Genomic DNA, 24,379 nt, shown 5'->3' on the forward strand with positions numbered 1-24,379 from the left:
AATAGAATTTGTGAAGGGTACAATACTTGGTAATGATACAATTACTACAAATGCCCATTAAGACGGGGAGCAATGAGAGGAATTTTTAAGGAAAAGGTCGTTCCTTCACCAATACTACTTTTATAATCAATGGTGCCGCCCAGTATGTTTGTTGCCCCATTATAGACAATATTAAGGCCCAGACCTGTTCCCCCAGATCCCATCTTACTTGTAAAGAAAGGATCAAATACTTTTGCACCGTAATCAGAAGGAATACCTTTTCCATTATCTGCAATTTGGATTTCAATCCACTGATCCTGTTCATCCTCATTATTGGGAGTAGAGATTCTTTGTGTTTTAATAGTAATAATACCCGCTTCTTCTTCATCCCAGGCGTGAATAAGCGCGTTTGTTATAAGGTTTGTGATGATTTGCACAACCACACCTGGAAAGCTATCCATGTAGATACCTGAAGCATAATCGATTTTTATATGGTGGGAAGTTCTCTTGATTGTTGGTTGGAGTGTCAACAAGACATCATCGATGATATCAGATAAGGAAAACTGTCGTCGTACAGAACTGGTTTGGTCACTAGCAACATGTTTAAAACTCTTGATTAGTTCAGCCGCCCTATGAATATTCTTATCGGCTATATCCAGGCCTTGATCCAAATGATCAATAAACCTATCAAGATCAGATTTCTTCAAGCCCTGAGTTATTAACTTAGTCATGTGCCGATGTTCATCCTTGATACTGGAGAGAGCCATAATAGCATTACCGATGGGAGTATTTAACTCATGAGCCACCCCGGCAACAAGACGTCCGAGAGCAGCCAGCTTTTCTGACTGTATCAACACTTCCTGTACACTATTCAAATGATCTAGGGTATTTTGCAATTCGACGTTACTGTCCTTTAGCTCCTTGGTTCTTTCTTGAACTCTACGCTCCAGGGCCTGATTAAGATCTCTCAAAGCTGTTTCTCTCTCTTTGATCTTTTGATACATTTCCCTCATGTAGCGATTCAAATCCTGGAACTCTTTAACTGAAGTTTTTTGTATTAATTCCGGTTCCTGTCCATTGGCAATCTGATCAGCCTGGATTCTAAGGAGCATGATATTCCTGGTAATCTTCTCTGACCAAAAGGGGAAAGCTATCATCCCGATTAGAAAAAAGGATATGGCCAAAAGTAAAATATCGACGAGAGTATTGTAAATGAATACATTGTGAAGACCAGCAGGTATACCAAGTAAAAAAAGCCAACCAAGTTTTTGAGATAAAGAATAATTAACAAAATAATGGGAGTTCTCAAATTTAACCTGCTTATCTAAAGGCATCCCCCTACTAGCCTCCTCCATAAAAGGAACTGTCCTAATATTAATAATACCGGCACCACCTTCAAAGTTACCTGTATCAGCAACCAGCTCACCACGACGATCTATGACCCAAATACGGTCATTACGATTGCTTATCGTATTGAGAGTATTCAATAGACTTCTCAAGGATAACTCAGCAATAACAACCCTATTATCGAGAAGGAGTGCCGCCCCCACAGAAGTATCCCCGGATAAAGTAGAGATAAACTTATCGCTCCATACAATTTGATTATTCTCCTTAATAGAGTTGTACAAAGGAGTATAAGAAAAATCGATTCCCAGGAAATCAGGATTAATGGAAGAAAGGGGACTATGAGTGCCGACGGCCAGGGTTTTACCATTTTCATCAAGGATATACATGGCTCTAATTAAAGGAAGGGATTTGATAGAGTTATCAAGCAAAAGACTAAAACGGTACAGATCCATAGACTTACTGACCCGCCCAATAATATTCATACTGCCTTCAACATAACTCAGTTGTTCTTCTACTCTATGGGATAAATCTTTCACACGGACAAAGGCCTTATCCCGTTCTTCATTCATAATAGCATCACTTCGAAAAACAAAGATCGCCGTACCCGCTAGTATTATAGTGGCAGAGGATATGCAAAAAATTAGAAAAAGAAAAAACAAGCGAAAACTATAATTCTTCATGGAGCTAATATATATTCTTTGTCCTTTATCTGAACAAATACTGGATGACGCCTCATATCGCCATTAACATCAAATTCAATACTTTGTTGAAGTCCTTCATAGGGACCTCCACCCACGATAGTATCCTTTAGATTTTCCCCTTTTTTCTGATGTAATAAAGCATCAGCAATGACATATACCGTTTCATATGCCATGACACCAGAAAAACTTGCCTTCTGATTGAAACGCTGTTCATAGTTATTGAGAAACATAACAAACTCAGCACCTTGATTGAAAAAATTAATATTTTGCAATATTTCCATTCCTTCAACACCAGAACCACCCAACTCGATAAGCTGTTCGGTACCAGCCCATTCCGCAGCAATAATAGGTATTGTATCATCATATTTGCGAACCTGTTGAGCTATTCTCGCACAATCTACAGAATTGGCTATAAACAGTAGGCAATCAGGATCATTATCGACTAAATCTGTAACAAGGGAATAATAGTTATTAATCAGTTGTGAGTTAAAATATTGTAAAGACAGAATCTCTCCGCCTAATTCCTCATAACGGAGTTCAAACTCATCATACCAACTCTTAGAAAAAGTAAAATTTTGTTCATCAGCAGCTATCTTTATTCGATCATAGCCCCTTCTTGATACCATAAAATCAGCATAAGCTCTGGCATTCACCCGGGTGGAGGAGTTCATAAGTATGATGTAATCATCCTTACCTGCTAGTTTCATAGCAGAAGCTGTGGGCGTGATAACTAAAGTTTTTTGTGGACTAGCCACAGACACAACAGCTTCTACCATAGCTGTACTAAAAGGACCGACAATAGCAACTACCTTTTCATCCACCAGTTCATGGGCTGATTTCTTAGCAATATCAGGATCATTCCCATCATTTTTAATGATTAAATTGATAGGCTTACCATTAACACCACCATTGGCATTGATCTCTTCAACCGCCAGAATAGCTCCATTCCTGCCAGCTTCTCCCAGATCTGCATTACCACCGGAAAGGCCGCTAATAAAACCAATACTAATAGCTTTATGGTCCTGACAACTCCCTAGAATCAGGAACATAAAGGGTAAGAGCCAAAAACGTTTCATCTTGCTACCTCACTTTCTATTGTCCAACCATACTAGTAAATCCTTCAACACAAGAGGTTTACTCAAATAAAAACCTTGAACCTCACTACACTCTAATTCATTCAATCGATCCAATTGATCCTTCGTTTCTACGCCTTCCGCGAGTATTTTTACAGAGAGTTTCTTACCTAAGGGGATGACAAGATCAACAATTCTAGTACCGTCCTCATCAGTGTTTAACTTTTGAATAAAACTCCTGTCTATTTTAATTCTATTAATCGGCCACCTATCAATAGTAGCCAGAGAGGAATACCCTGTCCCAAAATCATCAATAGCAATACTAATACCTCTATTGCGGATTTCCTTTAAAATGCTCAATACATGATCAATCGCCAAAAGAGAAACAGATTCTGTTATTTCTAATTCAATACATGTGGGATCAATATGAGTACTAGCAATAACCTTATCCAATACATCCAGAAAATCTGGATGCTTGAATTGAACAGCAGACACATTTACGGCCATTTTCATATCAGGATAACCCGCGTCATGAATTCGATTTAAGTCTTCAAGAGATTGTCTTAATATCCATTCACCAAGCTTTATGATTAATCCAGACTGTTCTGCCAAAGGGATGAATTGTGATGGGGGGATAATATCACCATTGGGTTTTCGCCAACGGATCAAAGCTTCAAAACTATAAACATGATCACTCCCGATACAGGCTTGTGGCTGATAAACCAGATAAACCTGTTCTGTTAGAATGGCTTGTCTCAAGTCATGAAGGAGTTGATTCTTTTCCCGAACAAAAATACCAATATCATGGCTATAAAAAATCACCTGACGATGTTCCTTGGACTTCTTAAGAGAAAACAGAGCATTATGCAATTGATTGGAGCCATCCCCCTGATGAATAGATAAATAAGTGGCACCAATAGAAAAAGTTATATTACGTCGACCTTCTGCTGTGACGATTTCTATAGTATTAAGCTGAATAAGAGCTTCCTGATTCAATTCACTTTCTGGACCCACTAGCCCAAATATATCCGCAGAGATACGGGATAAATAAACTCGGGAAGTAAAAATCTGTTTAAAACGATCGACTACAGCCTTTAAAATCTCATTACCATAATCATGTCCCAACAGGTCATTGATCTCACTGAACGAAACAATATCAAAGAGAGCTAAAATAGAAGGATTTTCTTGAGAGACCTTGATCCTTTCTTCAATTTCTCCTAACAAGGCAGCCATATTGGGAATACGCAAAACCTGATCTTCCCAGGCCTGCTTTTTTAAACGATTGACAAGTTCAATATTACTCGCACTTAAGGCTATGTTAGTACAAAAAACTTCAAGCAGATGACGATCAACGTCCTTCAAAGGTCTGGGAGAAGCAATATAAACAGAATACATACGCCCCCCGGCTTCTTTAAAAAATACGGTAATACTATCCTTTTCCAGGACAGTCTTTTGATCCGTCATAGCTTTTCTAATAGATTTAACGATCTTACTATCATCGATCTGAGAGATGTTACAGTGAATAAAGCGGCTATAATCACCAGCAGCGGCAATGATAACCCAGTGCTCCTTACTCCCTTCCCCACTATAAGGTTCCTGGAGCATTCCTGGAAGAATCCCCGAAGCACAAACGATACCTTCAGGTGATAGATTAAACAAACTGGCCATCTGGGAGATCACCCCTTCGGCAAAGGCATTCAGCCCCTGTTCAGCAATGAACTGATTACTGGCTAAAACTATCTTCTCTAACCCTTCCCGGCTATTCTGAATTCGTCTCAATTGTTCCCAGGATCTAATAGCCGTTGTTATTGTGGTTATAAGCTTGGATCTGGTTAATTCACTTTTAGTCTTATAGTCATTAATGTCGTATTTGGTAATCGTTTCCAATTCAGGAACATGGCCAGGTTGACCTGTTCTTAGGATGATCCTAACATCCTCCCTGCCAAGATCTTCTCTAATGACACGAACAGCATCTAATCCAGCACTATCCGTTTCCATCACCGCATCAAGAAGAATGATGGCAATATGAGGGTGTTGTTTCAACATTGTGATCGCATCAGCAGCAGAATAGGCGTGGTGGAATAATAAAGTTCTCCCAAATACTTCATACCCGTCCAGAGCATATAAAGTAGCGTCATGTACATCCTGATCATCATCAACAATCAGGATTTCCCATACTTCTTTATACTCATCAACAGGAATATTGTCTTCATCGGCAAACACAAAGTAATCATCACTCATGAAGCCCCCCTATAACACAGCATAATGGAAGAATTATGACAAAACAATGATATTATACCCACAGAAGATCTGTCCCTCTGTTAATCTCTCAGACTTACTGAGGAGGGAGGATTGTATCTAACTAAAGTTATCCTGAGAATGATAGTATTAACTTCACAGGGACAAACCAACTTGCATTCACTCCTTTTATAAACATAATCTAATGAGTACGCAATAAATAATAAGGACAGGATAATACAGTGAAGTTGGATATACGGAAAAATATATTAGTCATTAACAGTTTTATTCTAATCCTTATGCTAGGGGTCTCGTTTTTATTACTAAATGGTATCTTTACAGCCAAACAGGAATATGGGTTCTTCCTCGATACGATCAATCTAAAACAAAAGGATTTACTCCGTTCTGAAGAATTACTTACCAGAGCTGGTATGATACAGAAGGATTTTCTCCTAAAACCATCAGAAGAACATCTGACGCAATTCAATGAATACCTATCTCAATCACATAACTTGTTGACGCAAATCTTAAAAATGGAAGAAAGGCTCACAGCCCAATGGAAGAGCTATACAACAAGGTCCGATACTTACAATCAACTGACACAAAAACTCAATGACTACCAAGAAAACTTCAAGGCTCTTTATGATCTACAGGTTCAAAAAGGGTTTACAGAAGATTTGGGACTTAGGGGGTATTTTCGTAATGCAGCCCATGAACTGGAAGCCATAATCGAACAATATAATCGGGATGCACTAATGATCCAGTATCTCATGATCAGACGACATGAAAAAGATTATCTTCTACGCCTAACAGATAAATATGCAGATCGTAATAAAGAGGCGACCTCTGAGATCTTGAACAGGATTTCAGAAAGTAATCTTCCTTTAAGTGTTAAAAATGAGATGAACACATCCATTAAGAACTATCAGCAGGGAATGGAAGATATCATTAACATCAATCAAAAAATCGACGTAACAGAAGAACAACTTACAGAAAGTCTCGTCAATCTCATACCGCTTTTCTCCAAGGAAGAACAATTTACAACTCAAATCTTAATAGATAAGAGAACGGAACTGGATCTGTCCCTTGCCCAATATAGTCGAGTGGGACTCATAATAATAATTGTCGCTATCGTCATTGCCCTATTGGCTGTCATTAGACTCTATACCCTGATATCCCATCCTATCAAAATCATAATGAAAGAAGTCAGTAACCTTGCTGAGGGTGATTTAAGAGATCCTCATACTTATTCCCGACCAGATGAAATGGGTCACATAAGTACAGCCCTCTCTCAAGCTACCATATCTCTTAGAGAGCTCATCCAGCAAATAGGAACCATCACAGAGACAAGCCTGCAATTAAGTTATCATATTACCGATTCCACAACAGAGACGTCCTCTTCGATTACAGAAATCAGAGCAACCGTCGACTCCATCTACAAACAAATAACAAAGCTTAGTCAGGAAGTAAGTGAAAGTTATGAAGATTCTCTTCATATTAATGATTCAGTCAATAACCTTAATAACCTGGTAGCGGAACAATCGACTGCAGTTATCCAGGCCTCTGCTGCTATCGAACAAATGATGTCCTCTATTCAAAATGTGTCAACGATAACAAAACAGCGCTCAGAAGGATCTCAAAAATTAGAAGAATACACCCATGAAGGATCGGATCTCATTAATGCTTCTAATGCCTCAATCGACAAAGTAGAACAAATGACAGACAGGATCGTAGACATCATTGGAGTCATAAACAACATTGCCGCCAATACCAATCTATTAGCTATGAATGCGGCCATTGAAGCAGCCCATGCGGGAGAATCGGGAAGAGGTTTCGCAGTAGTAGCTGAGGAAATCCGAAAACTGGCGGAATCCAGTAGTGAGAATGCCAAGCTCATAACAACCCTGGTAAAAGATATTAATTTGGCCATCAAAGAAGCTGCCAACTCCTCTCAAAACAGTATTGATTATTACAGCAAAATACAAAAGGAGGTTGTATTCCTAGTTCAATCCCTCATGGAAATATCTTCTACTATGTCTGAAATGTCGTCAGGAGGCAAACAAGTTCTCACCGCTTCAGGAGAGCTCAAGGATTCTGTCACAAAGATATCAGAAGAAACGCAAATCATTGTAGATAGTACCCACAATATAAGCAAAACCCTTAACATGGGACAAACCTTGTCCCAGCAAAATCAGCAAGGAATCAATGAAATACTCCAAGGTGTTGATGAAATACAAAACGCGACATCAAGCCTCACCTCCCAGAGCCATACCAATGATAGTAACCTCAAGGAGCTCCAGGGCTTTGTATCCAAATTCAAAACATGAAAGTTATTCTTCTTTGTCCTTTATATTCAGAATTTCATCAACAAAATTATTGAACAATTCATCCACTTTTCCTTGAGAATTACGGTACATGTCTTTCATATCCTTTCTCAAGTCCAATAATCTTAACTTCAAATGATCCTGAACATCATACATAGAGTCTGATGTAGTATGGAGACCTTTTAATATTCTCATCAAATCTTTTTTTAGGGACACCTTATCACTATGATAGCCAAAGTTCTCAATAGGCCGTAAGAATTTCCAGTTACCCGTATTATGAACCACCCGAATCAATTCTCCATTGGCATAGAAACGACCGTCCCTGATCTCCAACTTCGCTTGAGCTGTAGCAACAACATAGTTATAAGTTCTATCCACAGGAACAAAACCATTCTTATAAAGTAGATAATTAACAACTATCTGATCAGGACCGAATTTTGTTTTTTCCTTTATCATGGCATAAAGGGTTTTACCCAATTCTTCCATCTTATGAGCTGGTCCAATGAAGAAACCTGCATTAATCATCTCTTTACCGGTCAGAGTCTTCTTAATGGCGTCTTTGTCTTGCCTGGAAAAGAACTCATCTGTCAGAAAAATACTAAAACCACTCTTCAAGTCTTCCACGACAGCCCGGAACTCCTGTGGTTGTTCCTCAATAAGAGGTTCCAGACTATCCTGAAAGATAATATCACCACCATCACTTACAATAACCTGATCATATCCGGGATGCTCTTCAAGATAATGAGCCATATCTCTAAAACGGATATTCACAACGTGTCCATCCTTCTGACAGGGAATGAGAATCACACCATGAGATTCCAGGTAAAAACGCTGAGCTATTGATAAACCATAGTCCAACACAGCTACATCAAGTTCAGTCAGGTCATTAGTTTCCTTAAGGGATTTAAACCAATGCTCTATAAGAAAATCACCGTATTTTTTGTCAGATCCAGTAATAATGACATTTTTTTTCATATAAACCTCTAAGTTCTTCTGGTGATATTAAGTTAAAAATATAGATTGAGGAAGTCAAGATTACCCGATCCAAAGCTATTTGTATCCATCAAATAAAAGGAGAGAATCCAGGGGCTTCGCCGGATAAGGAGAGGTAACAGTATTAATCAAAGCTACTATGGATTGAGGAAACATATGCTTCATCAGATTAGCATTGGCCGGTTCGTTTTCCACAGCTAGAACAACATCACCGATCTCTCCAATAGCTTCCAGAGCAATCTTCTTATATTCCAGATCAGCTGACAAAAAATCAGGTTTAAAGAAAAAGTAAGTGTTCGTGGTAGTAGGAAGAAGATTCGCTTCAAAGGAGTAGATAGTCCCCTCCTTCATTTGTGGAGCATCACGTCCTGTTAGGTACACAAGACTATAATCATGTTCAACAAACCAATCGAGGACTTTCTTCACCCCAGGATAGGGACGATCATGTTTGACCCAGGCATTAGAAAAAAACCTTTCCCGCCAAAAGTCCAAAACCAGCATCTGCATCGTATCAGTCAAATCAGTATGAAGGGATACCGCATCGAGGATACTCCAACCGATATCACAAGGTTCAATCAAAGACATAAAAGGAGACAGAAAGTCAAAATAAAAAGCTGCTTCCTCAAGTATCTTATAATTACGATAACAAGTGTCCATTATCGTACTGTCTATATCAAAAATAGCGATCTTGTTTTTACCATTAAGATCCAAATGCTGTTCCAACCAGGGGATGTCCATAATAACAAGCTCTTTATTCTGAGGATTCAAAAGTATATTCTCCTTCACTTACAATGATAGCGTGCTTTGTCCAGAACTGCAGAGATTCATCAATCTCTTCTAACTTTAATTGGGGATCATGGATCTCCCTGGGAGCCTTCTGACCGGGATAGAGGGTATGAATGTAAAAGACATCCTCTAACAGATACCCCCATAGACATAAGGTGGAAGTCAAAACCTTATCTCCCAACATTAGATGAGAAGGAATGCTTCTGTTTTTCCGATAAGCCCAAAAGCTTTTAGTATCAGCCCTATCTACAGTACCTAAACCAGTATACCCACAGTCTTTATCCAAATATAAATCATCATGGAACCACAGAGCTTCCTGTGTATCCTTCTGATGGGAAGCCCAATTATCCATACGTTCCTCAATATCAGATAGTAATTCATTGAGAGGAACAACAAAATCACTGGCATGAGCGTCTATATGATCAAAATCAATCCATTTCCATTTCATAATTCTTTCCTATTTGATACCTGAGTTCATGTAGCCTTCCATAAAGCGCTTCTGGAAGATAAAGAAAAGGACCAATAAAGGCAAGGCGACAATCAGAGTCGCAGCCGACATAAGCCCCCACTGGGCTCCCACTTCCCCTAATTGGGTAAAGCGAACAAGTCCAGCCGTCAAAGGACGGGATTTATCGCTTTGGGTAATAATCATGGGCCACAGCAAATCATTCCAATGCCAATTAATGGTCGATATGGAAAAAGCCACCAGAGAAGACTTGGCCATAGGAAGATAGACATGCCACAGAATTTGATACCAGTGACAACCATCCACTAACGCGGCATCACCATAGTCTTTAGGAATACCCAAAAACGTCTGGCGCAGGAGAAAAGTTCCAAAAGCACTGCCCCAGAAAGGCACAGCCATAGCCCCTAGAGAATCATACAACCCCAGAACCCTGATGGTTTGAAAATTCGGAACCAGTAAGGCCACTGTGGGGATCATCATCTGAGTCAAAATCAAAACAAATAATATCCTATCCCCTTTGAACTTATAAAAAGCAAAGCCAAAAGCAGCTAAACTACTAAACAGCAACTGAACAACTAAGACCATCAAAACCATGAGAACAGTATTACGAAAATACAACCCAAAAGGAGCCAGAGAAAGGGCCCGTTTATAATTTGCCAAGCTCAGGGCAGAACCGAACCAGACCTGGCCTCTTGTAAAAGCTTCCATAGGAGGACGCAAACTGGCAATAAGGGCCCATACCACAGGAACAGACCATATCACAACCACCACTAAAGCAGGGATCCACAGGAATAACCACTTATTCTTAGTCATGGATAACTCCTTTTCTCTCATTAAAAAGGAGGTTGGATATGGTAAATACCAGAAGAAACAGAATAAGAATAACTGTTATAGCAGAAGACTTGCCTACATTAAGATTCTCAAAACGTTCCTGCCATAGATCATAGAGTAATAAACTACTCTTGTTGCTAGGGCCTCCTGAAGTGATGACTATCACATGGTCTACCATTCTAAAGGCTCCCACCATAGCGATAGTCGAAACAAACAGAGTGGTTCGTCTCATTAAAGGCAGGGTAAACTTGAAAAAAACAACAAAGGGATGGGCCCCTTCCAATCTAAGCGCTTCATAGACATCTTTAGGAAGATTCTGGAGACCTGCCAAAAAATAAATCATATAAAACCCAGCATCCTTCCAGAAAGCCACAATCACCAGACTAAACAAGGCTAATTGGGGATTACTGGACCAATTCTGAGGCCCTCCATAACCGAGGGATGAGAGGAAACTATTAAATAACCCATACCCGGGGGTAAAGAAGAACAGCCAAATCGTCGCCGCTGATACAGCTGGCAAAATCGTAGGATGGAAGATAGCAATCCTGAAAGGAGCAAACTTCTTAGGACGAAGCCAAAGGGCAAACAAAAAGGAGACCACAATGGTGAGGGGAACCAAAATAATCGTATAGACCAAGGTATTAACAATGATCTGCTGAAAATCAGCACTACTAAAAAGTTCATGATAATTCCCTAAACCATAAAACCGGGGAGTCCTGTATTTTAGGATGTTCAAGCGGTGATGATAAAAACTACCGATAACACTGGCAATGGTGGGATATATAGTAAACACTGCTACAAATACTAATGTAGGTGCCACTAGTAAATAAGGGAGAAGTCCCGCTCTTTTTTTATGCATGCAAAGGCTCCTTATAACAATGAAAAGTCCAGAGGTACCCCTCTGGACTACTATCTAAATAAATTATTGAAAATCCACTAATGCAGCGTCAGCTTCTTCCTGAGCCTTAGCCATAGCTTCTTCGGGAGTCATTTCTCCATTGAAAGCCGCCTGGATATAATTGTGGAAAATACTTCGTACCTCTCCCAAGTTCTGAAGAGCCATTTCCTTACCAGCCTGAGCTAAAACATTTTGGACATCTAATACTTGGGGATGGTCTGCCACATAAGCCTTCATAGCCTCTTCTTCCATGGAACTCTTACGGGAAGCAACATAACCAGTTGCTATAGAGAAATCAGCAGCCCGAGAGGGTGCCGTCAGGAAGAGGGCAAAATCAAAAGCAGCCTTCTTCTCAGCTTCTGACATACCGCTAATCATATAAATGTTACCCCCTCCAGGAACGCTGAAATAACCGCCTTTTTCCCCTGGGACTCCCATAACACCAACTTTGAACTTAGCCTGACTAAGAACACCGGACAAACTACCGGAACTCTGAACAATCATAGCAGTATTACCAGATACAAAATTAGGAACGACATTTCCCCAGGACACCTGTACCCCTTGAGGCATAGCACCATAATCAGCTGATAAACTATTATAGTATTTGATGGCTTTGATCACATCAGCATTATCAAAGTACACTTTGTCGTCTTCATCACCGACGATGTTTTGTCCCGCACCAATAGCTAGAGGCTGGAACACCCAGTAAGGCCAACCAGTAGGCCATTCCAATCCCCATCTCGTAACACTGTCCCCTTCTTTGACTGTTAAAGCCTGGGCTGTCTCAGCCAAAGACTTCCAGTCCTTAGGAACAGCAAGTCCTTTCTCTGCTAACAAATCGGCATTGTAATAAAGAACCACAGCACTTCTTTGAAAAGGAAGACTCCAAACATCATCCATATAGTAGGAGTTCTCCATAAAAGCAGGAAGGAAGTCTTTCATTTCTGAAGACTTTAGCTTCTTCGTATAGGGAGTCATGGGCTCAATGTATTGGGCATTAGCCAGATCAAATAGATCAGTAGCCAACATCACAGCTAAAGAAGGAGCCTCACCACCACCATCAATGGTAGTCTGGATCATCGTTTTTACATCCGTATAACCACCAGAATAAATCAAATCAATCTTCACATTGGGATGTTGATCCATATATTCCTTTGCATAGCCATTCAATAACTCTGTTATGGGAGCATCCACTGCTATAGGGAAGGCCATACTGATGATGACAGGTTGATTTGAATCTTCAGTTTTTTGTCCATTACCAAAGATATTCCAAGTAACACCGCTCAATAACATAAAGACGGTTAAATAGATCACGATTCCTTTTTTCGGCATCATATCCTCCTTTGCCGTAATTTCTTATTTAATACCCCGACCCCACTGGTTTCGGGATTCTTCCAACTGATTAAGAGACTCTTTAATATGTTCTTCATTGTGGAACTCATAAGTGAGTAGTAACAAATGGGCAAAATGCATGGGTAAGGCCATACTGTTTTTAAAATTAAGCTCCCCCCTGGATATATGGAAAAAGAACTTCGCCTTATCCACATAGTCCGGATGGATGGTTCCGGATATTAACGTTACTGAAATGTTTCGCCTATCCAAATACCCTAGTACCTTCCGCAACCAAATATCATCATCGTTATAATGGAAGATAATCACCATATCCCCGGTATGGGCCGGGTGAAGATTATCCAGCCAATGGGCATGATCCTGGCTAAGCAATTGAGCCTGAAAACCATAACGTCGTAATCGCTGGGCCAGATAGTCTGCGGGATATTTACCAGTACCCTCACCTACTATAAATAAGGAAGATCTCTCATTAAGATCCTTGATAAAATCTTCCAATCTATGCCTGTCAAGGCTCATTTCCATCCGTTCCAGAGAACGAATCTCCACGGCTACAGCTTCTGTAATAAGTTCATGGGGAGTCTTAATACGGTCATACACATTCTGACTAGCCTTAAAGGAATCGATTTGAGAAGCAAAAAAGGAGTCTACCCCATTCTGCATACTCCTGTAATCTTTATATTCAAGTTTTCTAAAACAATTAATAATCACAGGTTTACTTACAGAAGCGGCTTCCCCTAATTCTGATAAGGTGAGGCGTACCGCTTTATCAGGATTCTGATTAATATAAGTAATCAGCTCTTCCTCTGTTCTACTCAATAATCCTTCACTTTTTTTTAATCGTTCTAACCAGGACATGAATACTCCCCAGGACCTATCTAGTCAATTATTCCATATCATAATGACTATCTACCTTTAATTTATCTCTCTTATGGGATCATAAAGTCAATCTGTTAGGATTTAATTAACCTTTTGTTATGACTTTTACAAAGTTTTCACTTTTTCTATAATGGTTTTTATAATAATGAGGTTATCCATTGCATAAAGCTCACGAACATTTAATGATTGGCGTCTTCCTATCCCTTTTAGGAGGTTTTCTTGATGCCTATACCTATGTCCTAAAAGATGGGGTGTTTGCTAATGCCCAAACGGGGAATCTGGTCTTACTCTCCCTATCCGTTCTCAGTGGTCACTTATCAAACATTATCAAGTACTTAATCCCTATTTTAATGTTCGCCCTGGGGATCTTCCTTTCAGAAGTCTTAAAAGGGCATAAACGATGGCTGGAAAATAACCAGGGAATCAAGTTAGTCATTCTCTTTGAGGCTATTCTTATTGTGATTATTGCCCTCTTAGGTCCCTGGGTGAATCATTCTGTCATCAACTCAACCATTTCCTTTCTGGCAGCCGTACAGGTCGCTAACTTTAACAAGATTAAAGGAAGCCCCATTGCCACAACTATGATAACCGGGAATCTGCGAAGTACCATGACAGGTCTGGCTCACTATCTACAGACAAAGGATCGGCAATATATAGAACAAGTGGGAACCTACCTAGTGGTTATCTTAACCTTTGCTCTGGGAGCGGTCTTAGGGGGAAGTTTAAGTCATCTTTGGCAGGACAAGGCCATACTCGTAGGCCTGGTTTTTCTTCTGGGAGCCTATATAATCCTGTTAAAAGAAGAAAAATAGCAGAATATGACCATTCTTCGATATTTTTATATAGATATATATAACACCTCTTGTAAGAATTGAACCATCTGCTATACTTCTAATAGTGTACTAACACATATTTTCAAAGATAAGTCTGGAGGAAACTTATGCAGAAAAAATTATTTTTCTTGTTACTAGCATTTCCCTTGATAATGATAGGTTGTTCTAAACCTGCGGAGTCAAGTAATGCAACTACTAAAGCCGTATCCGATGGAAGTGAAGACTTAGTAATTGATTACCAAGTAAATCTTTCCATGGATGACCCTGCTAGCCATTTTAACTGGAAAGGAAATGTCCGATATATGGCAGCTGAAGACAAAGCTGACACAGTATCTGGTGCATCAACCGAAGGTTCTACTCACCTATTTATGATGTATCTATACGATGTTGAAGGGAAACCAACAATGTCTACTGGTCTTCGTGGATTATTTCTTTTCGGTGTAAATCCCCATGCTCAGGCTATTCATGATAACCTTAATGCTAGCAAAATGGATGATGGATCTATTGTAGTACAATTTGTTCATAGAGGAACTGCTTACCGATTCACAACCGATTCCAAGGGTGTTCTTTCCCTTCCTGATGGAAGTATCGAATACCGATCTATCGGGACTCCTCAGGAGTTAAAATCTGAATTCTCAACAGACGGAACAGCAGCTGGTGTTGATTTTGACAAAGTATGGTCAACTGGTGTAAAGAAAGAAGGTCCTTCTCCTGAAGCTATGTACTTCTGGGATGGTGACTTAAAATTCACTCTAGAAGGCGACATTCTTACTATCAACGGAGTATTAACTTCTGTTGAACAATAATAAATATCGACTTTAGTCGAATTTATACTAACAGCTGTGAAGTATCACAGCTGTTTTTTTATAAAAAAAGGGAAAAAAGTCTCAAAATTTTTCTCGATATTCCAAATTCAGGTGAGAAGTAGTAGTTAAGGAGAACCATATGAAAACTATTAACTATTATCTACGCCCCAATTATCTACCCACAAGATCCAGCAATAATTATTGTGCAAAGGTTCAATACAAAGACACACTGAACCAACAGGACCTTATCTATAAGATGTCCCATCACAATACCACTGTGACCCGACAGGATATCCTGGCAGTACTGGATCTGCTGAATGAAGTAGTCCGTGAACAACTTCTATTAGGTCATTCCCTGGTGACAGATTTATTCAAAACCAGAACCAGTATACGAGGAGGCTTTGCTCATAAAGAGGAATGCTTCCAAAAGGACAAACATGAAGTACTCATCCATATAAGCCCTTCTACCAAGATTAGAAAATCTTTTACCAGGGAACTCAAAACGGTCAAAGTCGAACAGCTGGCTAAACATCCCAAAGTTAATATGATCTATGATTATATAAAGAAGAGCTTCGGTCCTTATTACACAGCAGGCGGATTGGTTGAACTGAGAGGACATCATCTGCAACAAAAGGGTGAGCCTCAAATCCTCCTCATAGACAAAGGGCATAATATCCTTACAGATGATATTGTCATCTACAAGGTCACAAAGGTAAGAATCCTCTGGATGCTACCTAATACACTAGACTCTGGGCACTACGAGGTGGTTCTTCGTTATCCTAAGGATAAACTTTCTCTTCCAAGTGGGAGGATTCCCTCTATTCAGATTTCCTAGTCTTTCCCTTTTGAGCCTTACCATTGCTAACTTTGCTTATTGAAAACCAAAATTTTCTAATGATCAAACCAATCATCTGCTTATTGAAAACCATTTGTTTTCAATAAGCAGAATCACCTTTTACAGTACTCAAAAGAACAAAGCCAACCTTAAGCTTCCTAAATTTACCTACTACGCGCGCAAATGATTCGCATTATTGACACACAAACAACAAGACTGTATTATGCGAATCACTTGCATATTATAAGGAGAGGAATATGAAGAAAATTCCAGTAACCGTCTTAAGTGGCTTTCTGGGGAGCGGAAAAACCACCCTATTAAATCATATATTAGAAACAAAACGTGACATGAAAGTAGCCATGATAGTAAATGATATGGCAGCCATTAATGTCGATGGCCGGCAGATTGGTGACAAGATTACTGAGACCGAAGAGAAACTCGTTCAGATTCAAAACGGGTGTATCTGCTGTACTCTCCGGGAAGATCTATTCCAAGAGGTCAAAAAAATAGCCGAAGCAGGTACACACGACTATCTGGTGATCGAATCCAGTGGGATATCAGAGCCTCTACCTGTTGCAGCAACTTTTACCTTTCCCATGGAAGATGGTCATTCCCTCAGGGATATTGCCCAACTGGACACAATGGTCACAGTCATCGATGCCCATAACTTTATTGCAGAATACAATTCCAATGAAACCCTTAAGGACAGACAACAGGAAGTCTCAGAATACGATGAGAGAACTGTAGTGGATCTTATGATCGAACAACTCGAGTTCGCCAACGTCATCCTTGTGAACAAAACGGATATGGTAACAGAAGAAGAACTCAGGAAGGTTCATCAAATGGTGAGAGCCATTAACGGGGAAGCTAAGATTATTGATACCCTAAAGAGTCAAGTTCCTCTTGATCAGATCATGAACACAGGAAGCTTTGATTTTGAAGTGGCCCAGACCTACCCGACCTGGGTTAAAGAAATGGAAAGAGATAATGACCACACTCCAGAAACGGAAGAATACGGCATATCCAGCTTTATCTATAAAGCGCGCCGACCTTTTCATCCAGAGAAACTAATGGCCTACCTTAATGAACCTATTCCAGGCCTCATTCGGGCCAAGGGTTACTTTTGGTTGGCCACCCGTATGGAATTTGTAGGAGACCTACAGGTAGCGGGGAGACTCATTAATTTTGATCTGGCCGGACGCTGGTGGAGTTCCTATCCTCAGGAAGAATGGCCCCAGGAAGTCATGGATTACCTTGAGGCTGAATGGCAGGAACCCTATGGGGACAGACGGCAGGAAATCGTCTTTATCGGATCAGATATGAATAAAGATAAAATTACCGCCGCTCTTAACCAATGTCTTGTACATCCGGAATGGACCGAAACAGAATTCAGTACTCTGAATGATCCCTTTCCCCAATGGTACGCAGAATAAAACAAGGGGCCACAGGCCCCTTTCCTTTACGACATCTGTGATAAGACCCTTGAGTCCTGACCATTATCCCCTCCTTCTCATTCCTGAGAGTCATAAAATTTAGTTGAACAAGCACTTATGATGAAGATTAATCCAATAAGACAACACTTTAACTTCATAGTATCACTCCTTGTCTTCCTGTGTTTTTACAAGAATCAGGGCTCCCCAGAGGGAAGATTCAAGAAGGAATCTTAAAGAATTTTAATTAGAGTTTAAAAGGTCATCGGTCAAACGTTTTAGCTGTGTACGTAAGTCAATGATTTCCTTCTGGGAACGATGGAGTTTACAGAACATGTTATGGGGTATGGTTTTGGCCTTGCTTTTCAACTTAGCCCCTTCTTCTGTGAGGGTAACGATTAACTGACGCTCATCGTGACTATCCACTTTACGGCTAATAAATCCTTTGGTCTCGAGCTTTTTAAGAAGGGGAGTCAAAGTGCCTGAATCCAGTAGAAGTTTATTCCCCATGACCTTTGATGACAAAGGAGACTCTTCCCAAAGCACTAGCATGGCAAGATACTGGGTATAGGTTAAATCAAGCTCTCCTAGATAAGGTCGGTAAGACCTGATGATTTCCTTAGAAGCCGTATATAGAGCAAAGCATAATTGATTCTCTAACAAGAGGGACCCTTCGTCATATTCCACAAAGAACAGAATACCCTATCCCTAAGGAGCAAGCAAGCAAATCTCTTACATGTCGCCATCGATTCAATTGCTTGCAATTAATAAAAGCGAAGTTTATACTTACCACAAGGAGTAGAACGTTATGAGTATCTATGATTTTACCGTTAAAAATATGAAAGGAGAGGATGTAAGTCTTAAGGATTATGAATCTAAACCCTTATTAATCGTGAACACCGCTAGTAAGTGTGGGTTCACCCCTCAATATGAAGGACTCCAGGCTCTCTACGATCAATACAAAGAGAAAGGTCTTGAGATCTTAGCTTTTCCCTGTAATCAATTTGCCGGCCAGGAACCGGGAGATGCTGAGGAAATCAAGAGTTTTTGCTCCCTGAACTATGGAGTATCCTTTCCTGTTTTTGCAAAAATTGATGTTCGAGGGGCAGAAGCTCATCCTTTGTTTGATTATTTAAGTGAAGCCCAGCCCTTTGAAGGTTTTGATGAGAATCATCCTATTGGAACAAGATTAAAGGAAGCTCTGGAAAATAATTTTCCTGACTTTCTGGAGGGGAAATCGGTTAAATGGAACTTCACTAAATTCTTGGTGAATAAAGAAGGAGAAGTAGTCTCCCGTTATGAACCAACAGTGGAACCTAAAGACATGACACAGGCCATTGAAGCTTTGCTCTAAGCTCTGAAACAAGATTAGTCTCCCCTTTGGGGGAGGGCTATATTTAACTTTTGTCGATACGGGTCATCCGTAGTATATTAGCTTCAAAAGGAGCTATAATGAACACTTCAAAAGTTAATTTCAATCAAAAATTAGGGTTATTTAAAGAGCATTGGTCACCTAAAATCATTGCTCAAATGAACAATTATCATTTCAAATTAGCTAAGCTGGAAGGTGATTTCACTTGGCATGATCATAAAGATACAGATGAAGTTTTTATTGTATTAGAAGGTTCCATTAGAATTGATTTCCGTGATCAAAGTGTGGACCTGAAGGAAGGAGAAATGCTTGTCGTTCCTAAAGGTGTAGAGCACAAACCTTACGCAGCTACAGAAGCTAAGGTTCTTCTCATCGAACCTGCTGGTACGGTAAATACAGGAGATGCTGGTGGTGCCCAAACAGCCCCTGATGATGTCTGGATCTGATGATTAGTATTAAATAGAAAGGAAATGCTATGACAGACGCACTCAAAAACATTATGACAAGAACCAGTGTGAGAAAATACACTGGTGACTCGATTCCTTTAGAAGACAGGGACCTTATTTTAAAGGCAGCCATGGCGGCTCCTACAGCTAAGAATAGTCAGCCCTGGTCTTTTGTTGTGATTGATGACAAGACCATTCTGAATCGCCTTAGGGAAGAATTACCCTATGCTAAAATGCTTGATAAGGCTGATTTCGCTATTGCCGTATGTGGCATCCCTGATAAGGCACCTGAAGTAACCCAGTATATGTGGGTTCAGGATTGCTCTGCTGCCACACAGAATATTCTCCTGGCGGCTCATGCCCTAGGTTATGGAGCTGTATGGACAGGGGCCTATCCTTCCCCTGATCGAATTAAGACCATATCAGATAACTGCGGCTTACCTGAATCTATCATACCTTTAAATTTGATAGCCTTAGGAGTCCCCGAGTCAAAAGAACATAAAATCATCAATAAGTATGATTCGACCCTTGTTCACTACAACAAGTGGTAAGGGATTAGTTTGAATGTGACCCTATGAGATTTCAAACTCTCATAGGGCTTAATTCAATGCAGAGGGTCTACTTGCTTTTTAAAACCACGGCTCCTGTCCATGAGTCGGGAGGAGGGTTTTTGATAAAGTCTTTCAGTCGTTTATAGATAATAGGATAAACTTTATCCTTCTTCCGTGATCCGAAGAGATTGATACAATGATTTCTCTCATAAAGACCCAAAGCACGAAGACATAACTTCCATTCCTTGTTGTAATAATGTTCCATCACCTGTTGCCATTGATCCAAAGCCGCAAGCTGTTGAGAGGTGAACTCATCCAGCCGTCCCATTAATTCATACACATTGATTCCGTGCTTTCTGCCTTTAACAACAACTTTGTCGATCAGCCGGTAGGCAAATTCCTCATTAGTTTGCTCCCAAACTCCCTCTGTAACAACAGCTGTTGTTCCATAGAACTTATTTATGCCTTCAAAGCGAGAGGCGACATTAACCGTGTCTCCCAGAGCTGTATAGCCTAGGCGGTCTTCATATCCCATATTCCCAACAATAGCTTCCCCGTAACTTAATCCAAAACGGGTATGAAAAGGGACTTCATGGGAAGCGTTAAATTCTTCAACGAACTCAGCACAACGTAGAATGGCATGACAGGCTAAACGAGCATGTTCTGGAACTTCTCTCGGAGCATTCCAGAAGGCCATGATCGAATCACCTATAAATTTATCCACTGTAGCTTCATGTTCCTGGAGTATTCTTGTCATTGTTTCAAAATAAACACCTAACAGCTCAGTCAACTCCAAAGGAGGGAGGGATTCAGATATCGAGGTAAAGTCCGCAATATCACAAAAACAGACAGATAAAGTCCGTTTCTCTGCGGATAATTTAGCTTCTGTATTATCCGTTATTAATTTGTAAACCAGGTCTCCAGGAGCATACTTACGAAAGGAACGAAGCCCTCTCTTCATGTTTTCAAGCCCGGTGGCCATTTGGTAAATCTCTATGCTTCGATCATCGACCTCAATGATTTCATCCAGATGAAAACTTTGGATGTTCTTCATGTCCATAGTCAGGATATTGATGGGCTTTATAATGAGGTTCCCTATGATGTGATTCATCACGGCGATCATGCATATGAGAAAGGCAGATGCTATCACAATATAGATAATGAGATACTCCAGAGCCGGTTTCCAAATCTCTTCCGGTCCGATACAAGATACGATGTATAACTTGGTGGGTACGTCATAATATATTCTGGCCAGATAACTCTTGTCATCAAAAGTGGTGAGTCCCAATCTGGAAGTTACTTTTTGGCCTATAGGAAAGGTTTGTTCAGAAGGCGTCTTGCCATTGGTTAATAAAACCTGTCCATCTTCTTTGACTAACATATTAAGTTGAGAAGAAAATATACGTGTATCAGGGTTTAATGTTCGCTCGATAGCGTCTAAAGAAAAGTCAATTCCCAGTACACCAGTTAAACCTTCTTCCGAGTAACAAGGCAGAGCCATAGTGGTAATCAATTCATTTGTACCAGCTCCTATATAGGGGGCCGTTACTATAAGAGAACCTTGTTCCTTAGCCTCAATGTACCAGGGACGTTTACGTGAATCAAAGGCTTCTGTTGGTTCATAATTAAGTATAGAACCATCTTCTTCTCTACCAAAGAAACATAGCCGAATGTCAAAGGCGTTCTGTACATCCCCAAGGTACTTGGTTAAGGTTGCAATAGAATCCTCATCCATTATGTCTTTATGAAATCCTTTTTCCATGGATAACATGTTTAGTATTTGTCGATTGGTAGTAAAATAGTCACGCACTTTTAATGATGTACGACTTCCTTCCAAGATCAAAGTTTGCTGTACCGTTTTGGAAGTTGTATGTATTTTGTCAACCAGGGCCACCAACATGAATACAAAACTTAGTAGTATGCCGAATACCGCTACTATATTAAATAAGCGGACTCTTATAGATAGACGTTTGGACTTGTCCATTCAATTATTATTATATCCTTGCTGGTCATTTTGTACTTATTGTTCCAGAAATTCTGTTATAAAATCAAGTCACTTTTGGTTCAATTCATTCTTGTGTTTGACAGCGATATAATCATCGAAACTTTGTAGTGCTTTAGAAGGAGTGGCTTTAGCATGACGCTCAGGATCCATAGATCTTAGGATTTCCTCAGATTTATGTTCTTTGTTCTGACGGAACAAAGAGGGGGTGATATGGCAGAATTTACTAAAGACACGATTGAATTGACTAAAAGAGGAGAATCCACATTCTTCACATATATCTTTGATTTTCTTATTAGTATACAGAAGCAATTGTTGTGCATTGCGTATTCGTATTTGTTGTAGATATGATACAAAATTAGATCCTGTTACTCTCTTGAATTGGTGAGATAAGTAATAAGGACTAACGTAGAAACGCTCTGCAATAGCCTGAAGTGATATCTCCTCTGGATAATGAACATGAAGATAGCTGGTTACTTCATATACTTTTTGAGTTATAGTATCTGTGATTTCCTTTTTGGCGTAGCAATTCTCTTTGCGATTATCCAGGATTGTCCATAGTATTTCTATGAACTTACAATGAATCATCAGATCCCGACAGGTATGACGGTCGACGCCTAACATATATATCTCGTTGAATAGGTTAATAATTTTGGCTCTCACCTCGCCTTTAAAACGAAAAATAGGAATAGGTTCTTCAAAGATGGAGAGTAGTTGTTTTATAGATTTCTCCATACCCGGTAGATTATCTGGTATGCGGAAATCAACCACCAGCCGGGCCTTGGGGCTTTCCCCTTTAGGATATTTTGTCATGTGCAGATAAGCTGGTTTAAGAAGAACTATGTCATATCGCTGGAGATTAAAGTAATCCCCTTCAATGATATGGGACGATTGATCATCCAGTAAAAAATATAGCTCATAAAAATCATGAAAATGCTGAAACTCCATGTTGATGGAATCAGTCCGCACTCCATAATCAAACATGTAAAAAAGAGGGTCACGGTCATCATTAACCTTAACAAAGAATCCATTCTTAAAATATACTGAGTTATCTGTTCCATCCATCATGATATTATATCCTTGAGGCTTTTCCAGAAGCAAGGGAAAACAAAGAAACATACCCCCTTGGTAAAAGGGGGTAAAAGTCTTTTTATTTTATATCTTTGTTGGCTTCCAATAAAATTAGCATGGCCGCTGCTTGTCCATAGGGCATGGGTCGGATAGGTATATCCTTATAGAAGTTCTTAGATTCTCTTCCCATGGGAGTTCCATAAGATACTTGTTGGACAACTCCCTTATCATCAATATAGCCAAGTACAGCTTCCACTGCCTTATTAGCCATAGGAAGATACTCATCGCTTACTAGACCATCATGAATAGCCTTCAAGATTCCATATCCGAATCCGGCAGTAGCACTTGTTTCGACATAGGAAGTAGGGTCATCAAGTAAGGTATGCCACATTCCTGAATCAGCCTGTAAAGCCGCTAAAGCTTTAATCTGTCTTTCCAGGACAACCTTTAAATAATGGTGAACACCCTTATCTAAATCCATCATCTCCATAAATAGAGGGAAGGCTATGGTAATCCAGCAATTTCCTCTAGCCCAGAAGGCCTCGGCAAAGTTATGATTACCTTCAAAAGTCCATCCATGATACCACAAGCCTGTTTTCTTATCACACAAATACTCTGTATGAAGTAAGAATTGATAAACAGCTTCATCAATATAATCTTGACGGCCTATGATACGTCCAATATTGGCTACAGCTAGAACAGTCATCATTAGAGTGTCATCCCAGAGTTCACCGACGTTTTCATCATCACTGGTTCTGTGTTGGAATCCCCTTTCTTTTGTTCTATCGAGACCGTTACAGGCCCATTCCGCCCACTCTTTACAAACATCAAGGTAAGCTTTATTACCTGTATGCTCTGCTAAGTAACTGAGGGCCAATATAGGAGCCATGGTGTTTATATTTTTGCCAGGTAAACCCTGGGCCAATCGTTCATCATAATATTGGATAAGCATATCCAAATAACGTTGCTCTTTTGTCTGATCAAATAACTTCCAGAGACCAAAGAGACCAACACCATGAGGCCATTCCCAAAATTGGTAACGTTTCAGTTCTTCTTCATCAGAGCCTTCTAAATTTCTATTCTCAAAGTCCGGATCATCTGATGCGTATAGCACAGGAAGAAATCCTTCAACTAATATATTTAATTTTTCTACAATTGTGCTCATTTGTTC

At 39.9% G+C, this 24,379-nt stretch carries 22 protein-coding genes; 8 read left to right on the forward strand and 14 right to left on the reverse strand.

Features of this window, described 5'->3' with window-relative positions; all coding sequences use genetic code 11:
* Positions 1 to 44: 44 nt before the first annotated feature.
* Genes K345_RS22430 through K345_RS20965 form a run of 3 tightly spaced genes read right to left on the reverse strand, consistent with a single transcriptional unit; the run spans position 45 to position 5,341 of the window.
* Entirely contained in the window at positions 45 to 2,006 is a 1,962-nt protein-coding gene (locus tag K345_RS22430; protein ID WP_053228279.1) for a sensor histidine kinase, read from the reverse strand.
* Positions 2,003 to 3,103, reverse strand: a complete 1,101-nt coding sequence (locus K345_RS0112390) for an ABC transporter substrate-binding protein (RefSeq protein ID WP_028974427.1) — start codon at positions 3,101 to 3,103, stop codon at positions 2,003 to 2,005. Before K345_RS0112390 ends, K345_RS22430 begins: the two co-directional genes overlap by 4 nt.
* A gap of 9 nt (positions 3,104 to 3,112) precedes the next feature.
* Positions 3,113 to 5,341 (reverse strand): bifunctional diguanylate cyclase/phosphodiesterase, encoded by a 2,229-nt coding sequence (locus K345_RS20965; protein WP_037572175.1) that lies wholly within the window; start codon positions 5,339 to 5,341, stop codon positions 3,113 to 3,115.
* A gap of 239 nt (positions 5,342 to 5,580) precedes the next feature.
* Between K345_RS20965 and K345_RS0112400 the strand changes: the two genes are divergently transcribed.
* Positions 5,581 to 7,665: a methyl-accepting chemotaxis protein gene (locus K345_RS0112400; RefSeq protein ID WP_028974428.1), complete on the forward strand. Its 2,085-nt coding sequence runs from the start codon at positions 5,581 to 5,583 to the stop codon at positions 7,663 to 7,665.
* Positions 7,666 to 7,668: 3 nt separating this feature from the next.
* Here K345_RS0112400 and K345_RS0112405 read toward each other — a convergent pair whose 3' ends face one another.
* The 7 genes from K345_RS0112405 to K345_RS0112440 form a co-directional block, all read right to left on the reverse strand.
* Positions 7,669 to 8,637 carry a glycosyltransferase gene (locus K345_RS0112405; RefSeq protein WP_028974429.1) on the reverse strand — a complete coding sequence of 323 codons (969 nt, stop codon included), beginning with the start codon at positions 8,635 to 8,637 and terminating at the stop codon, positions 7,669 to 7,671.
* A gap of 75 nt (positions 8,638 to 8,712) precedes the next feature.
* Positions 8,713 to 9,423 (reverse strand): HAD family hydrolase, encoded by a 711-nt coding sequence (locus K345_RS0112410; protein ID WP_028974430.1) that lies wholly within the window; start codon positions 9,421 to 9,423, stop codon positions 8,713 to 8,715.
* The gene (locus tag K345_RS0112415) at positions 9,407 to 9,889 is read right to left on the reverse strand and encodes a hypothetical protein (RefSeq protein ID WP_028974431.1); all 483 of its coding nucleotides are present in this window, start codon (positions 9,887 to 9,889) and stop codon (positions 9,407 to 9,409) included. The genes K345_RS0112410 and K345_RS0112415 overlap by 17 nt, the downstream gene beginning before the upstream one ends.
* A gap of 9 nt (positions 9,890 to 9,898) precedes the next feature.
* Positions 9,899 to 10,720, reverse strand: a complete 822-nt coding sequence (locus tag K345_RS0112420) for a carbohydrate ABC transporter permease (RefSeq protein ID WP_245584625.1) — start codon at positions 10,718 to 10,720, stop codon at positions 9,899 to 9,901.
* Positions 10,713 to 11,597, reverse strand: coding sequence for a carbohydrate ABC transporter permease (locus tag K345_RS0112425; RefSeq protein WP_028974433.1), 885 nt, complete (start codon positions 11,595 to 11,597; stop codon positions 10,713 to 10,715). The genes K345_RS0112420 and K345_RS0112425 overlap by 8 nt, the downstream gene beginning before the upstream one ends.
* Before the next feature lie 63 nt (positions 11,598 to 11,660).
* Positions 11,661 to 12,968 carry an ABC transporter substrate-binding protein gene (locus tag K345_RS0112435; protein WP_028974434.1) on the reverse strand — a complete coding sequence of 436 codons (1,308 nt, stop codon included), beginning with the start codon at positions 12,966 to 12,968 and terminating at the stop codon, positions 11,661 to 11,663.
* A 24-nt stretch (positions 12,969 to 12,992) separates the two neighbouring features.
* The gene (locus K345_RS0112440; protein ID WP_028974435.1) at positions 12,993 to 13,841 is read right to left on the reverse strand and encodes a MurR/RpiR family transcriptional regulator; all 849 of its coding nucleotides are present in this window, start codon (positions 13,839 to 13,841) and stop codon (positions 12,993 to 12,995) included.
* A 179-nt stretch (positions 13,842 to 14,020) separates the two neighbouring features.
* Between K345_RS0112440 and K345_RS20970 the strand changes: the two genes are divergently transcribed.
* From K345_RS20970 to K345_RS0112460, 4 genes are all read left to right on the forward strand, one after another.
* Positions 14,021 to 14,674, forward strand: coding sequence for a YoaK family protein (locus K345_RS20970; protein WP_156888399.1), 654 nt, complete (start codon positions 14,021 to 14,023; stop codon positions 14,672 to 14,674).
* A gap of 128 nt (positions 14,675 to 14,802) precedes the next feature.
* On the forward strand, positions 14,803 to 15,501 hold the full coding sequence (locus K345_RS0112450) for a hypothetical protein (protein ID WP_028974436.1): 699 nt from the start codon (positions 14,803 to 14,805) through the stop codon (positions 15,499 to 15,501).
* 139 nt (positions 15,502 to 15,640) lie between these two features.
* Complete coding sequence (locus tag K345_RS0112455; RefSeq protein WP_028974437.1) at positions 15,641 to 16,336, forward strand: DNA-binding domain-containing protein; 696 nt, start codon at positions 15,641 to 15,643, stop codon at positions 16,334 to 16,336.
* Positions 16,337 to 16,593: 257 nt separating this feature from the next.
* Positions 16,594 to 17,769, forward strand: coding sequence for a GTP-binding protein (locus K345_RS0112460; RefSeq protein WP_028974438.1), 1,176 nt, complete (start codon positions 16,594 to 16,596; stop codon positions 17,767 to 17,769).
* Between the two features lie 240 nt (positions 17,770 to 18,009).
* Here the strand turns inward: K345_RS0112460 and K345_RS0112465 are convergent, their stop codons facing one another.
* A complete protein-coding gene (locus K345_RS0112465) occupies positions 18,010 to 18,453 on the reverse strand; it encodes a MarR family winged helix-turn-helix transcriptional regulator (protein WP_281169321.1) in 444 nt (147 codons plus the stop codon).
* A 121-nt stretch (positions 18,454 to 18,574) separates the two neighbouring features.
* Here K345_RS0112465 and K345_RS0112470 point away from each other — a divergent pair, with 121 nt between their 5' ends.
* The 3 genes from K345_RS0112470 (at position 18,575) to K345_RS0112480 (ending at position 20,135) form a co-directional block, all read left to right on the forward strand.
* Complete coding sequence (locus tag K345_RS0112470) at positions 18,575 to 19,120, forward strand: glutathione peroxidase (protein WP_028974440.1); 546 nt, start codon at positions 18,575 to 18,577, stop codon at positions 19,118 to 19,120.
* A 98-nt stretch (positions 19,121 to 19,218) separates the two neighbouring features.
* Positions 19,219 to 19,584 (forward strand): cupin domain-containing protein, encoded by a 366-nt coding sequence (locus K345_RS0112475; protein WP_028974441.1) that lies wholly within the window; start codon positions 19,219 to 19,221, stop codon positions 19,582 to 19,584.
* 29 nt (positions 19,585 to 19,613) lie between these two features.
* Entirely contained in the window at positions 19,614 to 20,135 is a 522-nt protein-coding gene (locus tag K345_RS0112480; RefSeq protein ID WP_028974442.1) for a nitroreductase family protein, read from the forward strand.
* A gap of 67 nt (positions 20,136 to 20,202) precedes the next feature.
* On the opposite strand, the gene K345_RS0112485 is transcribed toward K345_RS0112480, so the two are convergent.
* The 3 genes from K345_RS0112485 to bglB form a co-directional block, all read right to left on the reverse strand.
* A complete protein-coding gene (locus tag K345_RS0112485) occupies positions 20,203 to 22,119 on the reverse strand; it encodes an adenylate/guanylate cyclase domain-containing protein (protein ID WP_028974443.1) in 1,917 nt (638 codons plus the stop codon).
* A 69-nt stretch (positions 22,120 to 22,188) separates the two neighbouring features.
* Complete coding sequence (locus K345_RS20975; RefSeq protein ID WP_211227886.1) at positions 22,189 to 23,205, reverse strand: helix-turn-helix domain-containing protein; 1,017 nt, start codon at positions 23,203 to 23,205, stop codon at positions 22,189 to 22,191.
* An 82-nt stretch (positions 23,206 to 23,287) separates the two neighbouring features.
* Entirely contained in the window at positions 23,288 to 24,373 is a 1,086-nt protein-coding gene (gene bglB, locus K345_RS0112495) for a beta-galactosidase BglB (RefSeq protein ID WP_028974444.1), read from the reverse strand.
* Positions 24,374 to 24,379: the final 6 nt, after the last annotated feature.

Origin of the sequence: Spirochaeta cellobiosiphila DSM 17781, from assembly GCF_000426705.1 — a bacterium.
Classification (GTDB): Bacteria; Spirochaetota; Spirochaetia; order DSM-17781; family DSM-17781; genus Spirochaeta_E; species Spirochaeta_E cellobiosiphila.